Annotated in this window: 6 protein-coding genes and 2 pseudogenes; all 8 read left to right on the top strand. The window is 66.2% G+C overall.

All coding sequences use genetic code 11. The features are described from left to right. Positions 1-140: pseudogene (locus tag VGD20_RS06080) on the top strand (pyridoxal-dependent decarboxylase, exosortase A system-associated); the annotation flags it as partial. 173 nt (positions 141-313) lie between these two features. Further along, positions 314-967 carry an XrtA/PEP-CTERM system exopolysaccharide export protein gene (locus VGD20_RS06075; protein ID WP_331133595.1) on the top strand — a complete coding sequence of 218 codons (654 nt, stop codon included), beginning with the start codon at positions 314-316 and terminating at the stop codon, positions 965-967. Between the two features lie 47 nt (positions 968-1,014). Further along, complete coding sequence (locus VGD20_RS06070; RefSeq protein WP_331133594.1) at positions 1,015-2,556, top strand: XrtA system polysaccharide chain length determinant; 1,542 nt, start codon at positions 1,015-1,017, stop codon at positions 2,554-2,556. A gap of 14 nt (positions 2,557-2,570) precedes the next feature. Then, a complete protein-coding gene (locus VGD20_RS06065) occupies positions 2,571-3,614 on the top strand; it encodes a P-loop NTPase (RefSeq protein ID WP_331133593.1) in 1,044 nt (347 codons plus the stop codon). Then, positions 3,614-5,326 carry a hypothetical protein gene (locus VGD20_RS06060; RefSeq protein WP_331133592.1) on the top strand — a complete coding sequence of 571 codons (1,713 nt, stop codon included), beginning with the start codon at positions 3,614-3,616 and terminating at the stop codon, positions 5,324-5,326. Before VGD20_RS06065 ends, VGD20_RS06060 begins: the two co-directional genes overlap by 1 nt. A gap of 21 nt (positions 5,327-5,347) precedes the next feature. Beyond that, entirely contained in the window at positions 5,348-6,631 is a 1,284-nt protein-coding gene (locus VGD20_RS06055) for an XrtA/PEP-CTERM system-associated ATPase (protein WP_331133591.1), read from the top strand. A gap of 45 nt (positions 6,632-6,676) precedes the next feature. Further along, positions 6,677-7,537 (top strand): XrtA system polysaccharide deacetylase, encoded by an 861-nt coding sequence (locus VGD20_RS06050; RefSeq protein ID WP_331133590.1) that lies wholly within the window; start codon positions 6,677-6,679, stop codon positions 7,535-7,537. Then, a pseudogene (locus VGD20_RS06045) lies at positions 7,519-8,104 on the top strand (FemAB); the annotation flags it as partial. The gene VGD20_RS06050 and the pseudogene VGD20_RS06045, both read left to right, overlap by 19 nt.

The raw sequence follows: 8,104 nt of genomic DNA, 5'->3' as shown, positions 1-8,104 counted from the left end.
ACCGGCTCGGCGACCAGGTGGCGCTGCCGCATGCGGGAGTCGGCGACCTGATCGCGATCTTCCAGGCGGGGGCCTATGGCGCAAGCGCGAGCCCGGCCGCCTTCCTGGGGCAAGGGCCGGCGCGCGAAATGCTCGTCTGACACCGCGAAACCTGTTCCTTATCGGGACAGTTTTGTCGGGCTGCGGGCCAAACTAATGTCAATACTAACCGTATGTTCACCCTTTTCGAGCAATGGCTGAAGCTGACGCAATGGCTGTCGTCGCGGTGATCTGGACCGTGGCAACCGCCGGCGGCTCGAAAGGTTGATTGTTTATGGCTTCGTTTTCCTCGCTCCGCGTTGCGCGTGCCGCGCTCGTTTCGGGTATCGCCGCGACCGCCCTGACCGGCTGCATGAGCGCGGGGAGCGCGCCGCAGCTGCCCAGCGCAACCTTCGTTCAGAACCAGGAGGGGCCGGGCGAGGAATATATCATCGGCCCGCTCGACGAGCTCCAGATCTTCGTGTGGCGCAACCCCGAACTCGGCGGCAAGGTACAGGTTCGCCCCGACGGACGGATCACGACGCCGCTGATCACCGACATGCCCGCGGTCGGCAAGACGCCGACGATGCTGCAGCAGGATATCAAGCTGCAGCTCAGCCAGTATATCACCGACCCGATCGTCAGCGTGATCGTCACCAGCTTCAACAGCACCTTCTCGCAGCAGGTGCGCGTCGTCGGCGCGACCGAAAAGCCCGCCTCGATTCCGTTCCGCGCCAACATGACGGTGCTCGACGCCATGATTGCAGTCGGCGGCCTCGGCGAATATGCCGCTGGAAACAAGGCGCGACTCGTCCGTTTCGACAAGGGCAGCGGCAAGCAGCAGGAGTTCGGGCTGCGGCTCAATGACCTGATCAAGCGCGGCGATATCAAGGCGAACGTGCGGCTGCAGCCCGGCGATGTGATCATCATCCCCGAAAGCATGTTCTGACCGGCCGGCCGCGAACCCATCCATCTCCCAAGGACTGAAACGAAGCGATGAACAGCCTTTACGACGAATTCCGGGTGGCGCTGCACAGCGTCTGGACGCGCCGGTGGCTGGTGCTGGCGGTGGCATGGGGAATCTGCATTCTCGGCTGGCTGGCGATTGCGTCGATCCCCAACCGCTATGATTCACGGGCACGGCTGCTCGTCGATATCAACGAAATCCTGCCCGACGATGTTCAGGGCGGCGGCGGTCGGCCGCAGATCGATCAGATCCGCGAGACGCTGACCAGCGCGCGCAACATGGAAAAAGTCGCCGCGACAACCGGCCTGCTTCCGGCCGCCGCGAACGAGCGCGAAAAAGCGGGTGCGGTCGGCATGCTGCAAAAAAATATCAAGGTCGTTCCGCAACAGGACAATATTTTCGAAATCACCTCGAGCGTCGGCGTCGGCAGCCTGTCGGACGCCGACAATGCCAAGCTTGCCTCGGGGGTACTCGATAGCCTGATCACCGTGTTCCGCGACGACCAGTTGCGCGGCGGCCGGATGAATGCGCGCGAGAGCCTCAAATTCCTCGACGCGCAGATCGCCGACCGCGAAAAGGCGCTCCGCGAAGTCGAAGCGCGCCGCGGCGCGTTCGAGGCGCAGAATATCGGGCTGATTCCCGGTGGCAGCGGATCGCCGGCGCAGCGCGTCGATGCCGCGCGCGCCGAACTCAGCCAGATCGATTCGCAGCTTATTTCGGCGCAGGCACAGCTTGCCGCGGCGAACGGCCAGCTGTCTTCCACTCCCGCGACGATCAACGTTCCCGGTATGGGTAGCGTCGGCGGCGGCGTTGCGCGCCAGCAGCTCGCCGGTGCGCAGAACGAGCTTGCGTCGATGCGCGCGCGCGGGCTGACCGATGCGCACCCCGACGTCATCGCGCTCAAGAGCCAGATCGGCTCGCTCAAGGCTATGGCCGACCGCGAAGGGGCGGGCGGTGGCGGCGGCGGCAATTCGCAGAACCCCGCTTATGCCTCGCTGTCGGCGATGCGTGCCGAGCGCCAGGCGACCGTGAGTGCGCTGTCGACGCGCAAAGCCCAGCTGATGGGCGATATATCGCGCATCACCTCGCAGCAGATCCAGAACCCGGGCATCGCCGCCGAATATGACCGGATCAACGGCGAATACACTGCATTCAAGGCGCAATATGACAAGCTGCTCGCCCAGCGCGAACAGGTCCGCCTGCGCGGCGAGGTCCAGACCGAAACCGACGCGATCAAGATCGAACTGCTCGACCCGCCGTCGAAGCCGACGAGCCCTGCGGCACCGAACCGCCCGCTGTTCCTGACGCTCGTGCTGCTCGCGGGCATTGGCGGCGGCATCGGTGTGGCCTTCGGCCTCGGCCAGGTACGGACCAGCTATGCGACCGCGAGCAAGCTCGAACGCGCAAGCGGGCTGCCGGTGATCGGATCGATCACCGAAGTGGTCACGCCCGAGCGCCATCTCGACCGGCGCAAGAAACTCGTCTGGCTCGCGGGCGGGGGGAGTGCACTCATCGGCCTCTATGCCCTGCTGCTGGTCGCCGAATTTATCCAGCGCGGCATGGTAGCGTGACGGGGGACGATGACATGAACGACCAACGCAAAGTCAAGCGCCCGCCCTCGCTCCTCGAACGCGCTGCCGACATGTTCGGCATCGATCCCGCCGCCAATGCGCCGACGATCGACGTGTCGAACCTGCCGCCCGAGCCCGATAAAAAGGCCCGGAAGGCGAAGGCCGAACCGGCCGTGGAAGCCGTCACGCAGCTCGAAAGCCCGGGCCCGATTGTCGAGACTGCGCCGGGCGTCGAAGCCGCACCCGCGGTCGACGCGGCCCCGGCGCCGAGGCCGTCGCCGCGCAAGGACATCGCCAGGGCTGCGCCGGCCATCGCGCCGACGCGGCAGGGAGCGATCGACCGCGAACGCCTTGCGGCGCGCGGCATGATCGTGCCGGGAACGCCGGTCACCGGCATCTCCGAAGAATATCGCATCGTGAAGCGCGAACTGATCCGCAATTTCGGCGGCGTCGGCAATCGCCCGGTCCTGCCGCGTGGTCACCGCGTGCTGGTGGCTTCAGCCAACCCGGGCGAGGGCAAGACCTTCTCTGCGGTCAACCTCGCACTCAGCCTTGCGGTCGAGGCCGATCACGACGTGCTGCTGATCGATGCCGACATTGCGAAGCCGAGCGTGCTCGAAGTCCTGGGGCTGGACGACGGTCCGGGCCTGATGGACGCGCTCGCCGATCCGCATCTGCCGCTTGGCGACTGCCTGATCCAGACCGACATTCCCGGGCTGAAGGTCATGCCTGCGGGCACCGGACATATGCACGACACCGAACTGCTCGCTTCGGCGCGGACCGAGGCCTTGCTGGCGCAGCTCGAAGCTGGCGCTCCAGGTCGTATCCTGATCCTCGATTCGCCCCCGGTGCTTGCGGCGTCGCCGGCTGCCGTGCTTGCAGGACATGTCGGCCAGACCATCATGGTCGTCCGTGCCGACGCCACGCTGGAATCCGCGCTGCGCGACGCGATCGGCCTGATGGGCGCGTGTCCGCATATCCAGCTGCTTCTCAACGGCGTGAAATATTCGCCAGGCGGTCGCCGCTTCGGCACCTATTACGGACAAGGAGGCGCGTGATGCGCACCACAACCACCATGCGTCATGTGGGGACGCTGGCGGCCCTGCTGCTCGCCGGAACGGCGACGGGCGCGCACGCCCAGTTTTCCGGCGACGCCGGCTCGGGCGCGAGCGAAGCACCGTCGTCAGGCGCATCCCAATCCGAACCCGGCCGCAGCGAAAGGCGCGCCGAAAAACGCCGCACGCAGCGCACGGTCGACGTCAGTCCCTATCTCGAAGTCGGTCAGGTCCTGACCGCCGATCTCAAGAATGGCGGCGACGTACTGACCTATACGACGGTCGCCGCCGGCGTCGATGCCGCGATCGTGACCAACCGCGCCGAACTTTCCGCAACCCTGCGCTACGAACATCAGTTCGGCTGGGGAAATCAGGGCGATCAGGATGTCATCAGCGGCCTTGCCCGCGGCAGGATCGAAGCGGCCCGCGGCCTGAATCTCGAAGCCGGGGCGCTCGCCACCCGCACGCGCGCCGACAACCGGGGCGCCGACAGCGGCCTGTTCATCGGCGACGCCAGCAATGTCGCGAACCTCTATTCGGTCTATGCTGGCCCGACCTTCGCCCGGCGGATCGCCGGGCTCGACGTCGGGGCGGGATATCGCTTCGGCTATACCAAGGTCGACGTCGACCAGCCCGCGATACTTGCGCCCGGCAGCCAGCCGCAGGATATTTTCGACAGTTCCACCAACCATGTCGCCTGGGCCAGCGTCGGTGCCCGGCCGGGCGACCTGCCGTTCGGCTGGCAGGTTTCGGGCGGCTACGAGCGCGAGGATGCAAGCCAGCTCGACCAGCGGTTCGAGGGCAAATATGCCCGCGCCGACGTGACGATGCCGATCGGCCCGACCGTCGCGCTGCTCGGCGGTGTCGGGTACGAGGATATCGAAATCGGTCAGCGCGACCCGGTGGTCGATACCAATGGCGTGCCGGTCCGCGATGCCAGCGGCCGCTTCGTCACCGATAAATCGAAGCCGCGCCAATTGTCTTTCGATACCAGCGGGCTGATCTGGGACGCCGGCGTGATGTGGCAGCCGAGTCGCCGCACGTCGCTCACCGCAAAGGTCGGCCGACGTTATGGCGACACCATCTATACCGGCAGCTTCGCCTATCGCGCCGATCACGCGACAACGATCCAGATCGGCGTCTATGACGGCCTGTCGAGCCTCGGCCGCGGCATGTCGAGCGGGCTCGCCGCGCTGCCGACGCAGTTCGACCCGACCCGCAACCCGATCGGCGGCGACGTCAATACGTGCGTATTTGGCCAGGAAGGCGGTAGCTGTCTGAACAACCAGCTCGGCAGCGCAAATTCGGCGCAATATCGTAGCCGCGGCGTTCAGGCGACACTCTCGTCGCGCTTTGCCGGGTGGAGCTATGGCGTCGGTATCGGCTATGACCAGCGCAAACTGCTGGTACCGAGGTTGTCGCCGATCGCCAATCTTAACGGCATAAAGGACGAGAGCTATTATCTCTTCCTGTCGGCGGGCCGCCAGCTCGACCGCGATTCGGACCTCAGCCTGTCGGGTTATGTCAGCTATTTCGACAATGGCGCCCCGAACGCCAGCGACGTTCAGTCGGCCGGGCTTTCGGCCGCCTATTCGCGGCGCTTCTGGCGCGGCCTGACCGGGACCGCGGCGGGGAGCATCAATGCCTTCGATCAGGAAGGTTTCAACAGTCAGCTTATTGGTTCGGCTTTGGTGGGACTGCGTTACAACTTCTGACCAAGCAACGGGAATTTTACGATGTACGATCAGTTCTATGGTTTCACCGGGCGTCCGTTCCAGCTGACGCCAGACCCGCATTTCTATTTCGAAAGCGGCACGCACCGGAAGGCGATGTCCTATCTGGGCTACGGCCTCGCGCAGGGTGAGGGCTTCATCGTCATCACCGGCGATGTCGGCGCGGGCAAGACGACGCTGGTCGGCCATCTGATGAACACGATCGACCCCAATCGCCTGACTGCGGTCAAGCTGGTGTCGACGCAGGTCGAGGGCGACGACCTGCTCCGCCTCGTTGCCGAACAATTCGGCATCGAATGGGAAGGCGAGAGCAAGGCCGAACTGCTGCGGTCGATGGAGCAATATCTCCGCGAACAGGCGCGCGCCGGCAAGCGCACGCTGCTGATCGTCGACGAAGGCCAGAATCTGGCCATCTCGGCGCTCGAAGAGCTGCGGATGCTATCGAACTTCCAGCTCGGCGGCCACTCGCTACTCCAGATCTTCCTGCTCGGACAGCCCGAGTTCCGCCAGACGCTGTTCCATTCGCCGACGCTCGAACAGCTGCGCCAGCGCGTGATCGCGACGCACCATCTCGACCCGATGGAGCCCGAGGAGGTCGAACCCTATATCCTGCACCGCCTCGGCAAGGTCGGCTGGACGGGCAATCCCAGCTTCAGCCCCGACGCGTTCGAGGAAATCTTCGATTACAGCGAGGGTGTGCCACGCAAGCTCAACGTCCTCGTCAGCCGGCTGCTGCTCTATGGCGCGGTCGAACAGATGAACCGTATCACCGCGCAGAATGTCCGCTCGGTCGTCGCCGAGATCGAAGCCGATCGCGGCATCGACGCAGCGACGCTGGCGCCGTTGCCGGTCGAAGAGGTCGTCGCTGCTGCCGCCAGCGCCGTCGCGCCGACACCGGCTCCCTTTGCCGTGCCGGCGCCCGCGAACGAAGCGCCGCTCGAATGGCCGCAGCGTGCGCCCGAGCCTGCTCCCGACATGCGTGCGCCTTTCGCTGCGCCCGCCCCCTCGGCACAGGTCATCACGCTGACCCCGCCCGATCCGGTCGAGGCCGATGTCCTCGAACTGGCGCCTGATGCGGCGGTCGCGGTGCCCACGCCGACGCCGTCCGCCCCGGCGGTTGATCCCGAACATCTCGCGGCGCTCGAAGCGCAAATCGCGTCGCTCGAGGAACGTCTCGTCGAACAGGATGCCGCGCTGCGCCGCGTGCTCGACCTGCTGATCGAATGGGTCGAGCGCGATCCGGAAAATGCACCCAATCCGGCAAATTCGCGGACCTGGGCGGCCTGACAGCGCGGCCAAAGTCCGCTACCCTGCCGATGAAGGCGAGTGAATATGCAGAACGGCCTGTCGGTCGATGTCGAGGACTGGTTCCAGGTCGGCGCGTTTGAGCGCACGATCGACCGCGCCGACTGGCCGACACTCGAATGCCGTGTCGAGGCGAATTGCGACGCCGTGCTGCAGATTTTCGCCGATGGTGGCGTTACGGGCACCTTCTTCACGCTGGGCTGGGTCGCCGAACGCTATCCCGCGCTGATCAAGCGCATCGTTGGCGCCGGGCACGAACTCGCGAGTCACGGATACGACCACAAGCGCGTGTTCAACATGACCGCCGGCGAATTCGCCGCCGACCTCAAGCAGACGCAGGCGATCCTCGAGGATTTGGGCGGCACCGCGATCCGCGGCTATCGCGCGCCGAGCTTTTCGGTCGATACGCGCACCCCCTGGGCGCATCAGGTACTCGCCGAGCAGGGCTATGCCTATTCGTCGAGCGTCGCGCCGGTGGTCCACGATCATTACGGCTGGCCCCAAAGCCCGCGTCATGCGTGGCGGCCGGTGGCGGGCAGCGACCTCGTCGAATGGCCGGTCACGACCGCGCGCTTCGCCGGGCGCACTTTGGCGGCGGGCGGCGGCGGCTTCATGCGGATGCTGCCCTATGGCTTCACGCGCTGGGCGATCGCGCGGATGAACGCCGAGGATCACCCCGCGATCCTCTATTTCCACCCGTGGGAAATCGACCCCGGCCAGCCGCGCGTCGCCGACGCGCCGGTCAGGTCGAAGATCCGGCATTACAGCGGCTTGTCGGCCATGGCTGGCAAGCTGAAGAAATTGCTCGCCGACTTCGAATGGACGCGCGCCGACGCCTTGCTCCCCGCGCAGCAAGAACGCGCGCAGCCGTGGCGCGCGGCGGCGTGAATGCGCCGACGCTTCCCGTGAAAGAGGGCTTTTCCGGCGCGCCGCTGTCGGATGCCGCCGCGTGGGACGCCTATGTCGCCGCACATCCCGATGCGACGCCCTTCCACAGCCGCGCCTGGTGCGAGGCGATCACCAGGGCGACCGGGCATCGCTGCCATCTCGTCACCGCGCGCAATGCGACCGGCGCGCTGGCCGGCCTCCTGCCGCTCCACCATGTCCGCTCGCCTTTGTTCGGGCAGGCGCTCGTCGGCAGCGGCTTTGGGGTGGGCGGCGGAATCCTTGCCGACAATCCGGGGGTCGAGGCGACACTGGCCCATGGCGCGGCGGCGATGGCCAAACCGCTCGGCGTCCCCTCGGTCGAATTGCGCGGCGGACCGCTGCCGGCGAGTGAGGGCTGGCGTGTCGAGGAAGGCGTCTACGCCGGCTTCGCCCGCGAGCTAGCCGCCGACAACGACGCCGAACTCCTCGCCATCCCGCGCAAGCAGCGCGCCGAAGTGCGCAAGGTGCTGGAGAGCGGCCTGACCGTCACGGCGGGTCGCAGCGATACGGAGCGCCGCGACCATTATC

Origin of the sequence: Sphingopyxis sp. (genome assembly GCF_036402335.1) — a bacterium.
Classification (GTDB): Bacteria; Pseudomonadota; Alphaproteobacteria; order Sphingomonadales; family Sphingomonadaceae; genus Sphingopyxis.
The sequence above is the reverse complement of the archived record's forward strand: the minus strand, read 5'-3'. Positions and strand labels throughout refer to the sequence as shown.

Coding starts and splice junctions, on each gene's coding strand:
- VGD20_RS06075 (WP_331133595.1), top strand. CDS start 314: ATGGCTTCGTTTTCCTCGCTCCGCGTTGCGCGTGCCGCGCTCGTTTCG.
- VGD20_RS06070 (WP_331133594.1), top strand. CDS start 1,015: ATGAACAGCCTTTACGACGAATTCCGGGTGGCGCTGCACAGCGTCTGG.
- VGD20_RS06065 (WP_331133593.1), top strand. CDS start 2,571: ATGAACGACCAACGCAAAGTCAAGCGCCCGCCCTCGCTCCTCGAACGC.
- VGD20_RS06060 (WP_331133592.1), top strand. CDS start 3,614: ATGCGCACCACAACCACCATGCGTCATGTGGGGACGCTGGCGGCCCTG.
- VGD20_RS06055 (WP_331133591.1), top strand. CDS start 5,348: ATGTACGATCAGTTCTATGGTTTCACCGGGCGTCCGTTCCAGCTGACG.
- VGD20_RS06050 (WP_331133590.1), top strand. CDS start 6,677: ATGCAGAACGGCCTGTCGGTCGATGTCGAGGACTGGTTCCAGGTCGGC.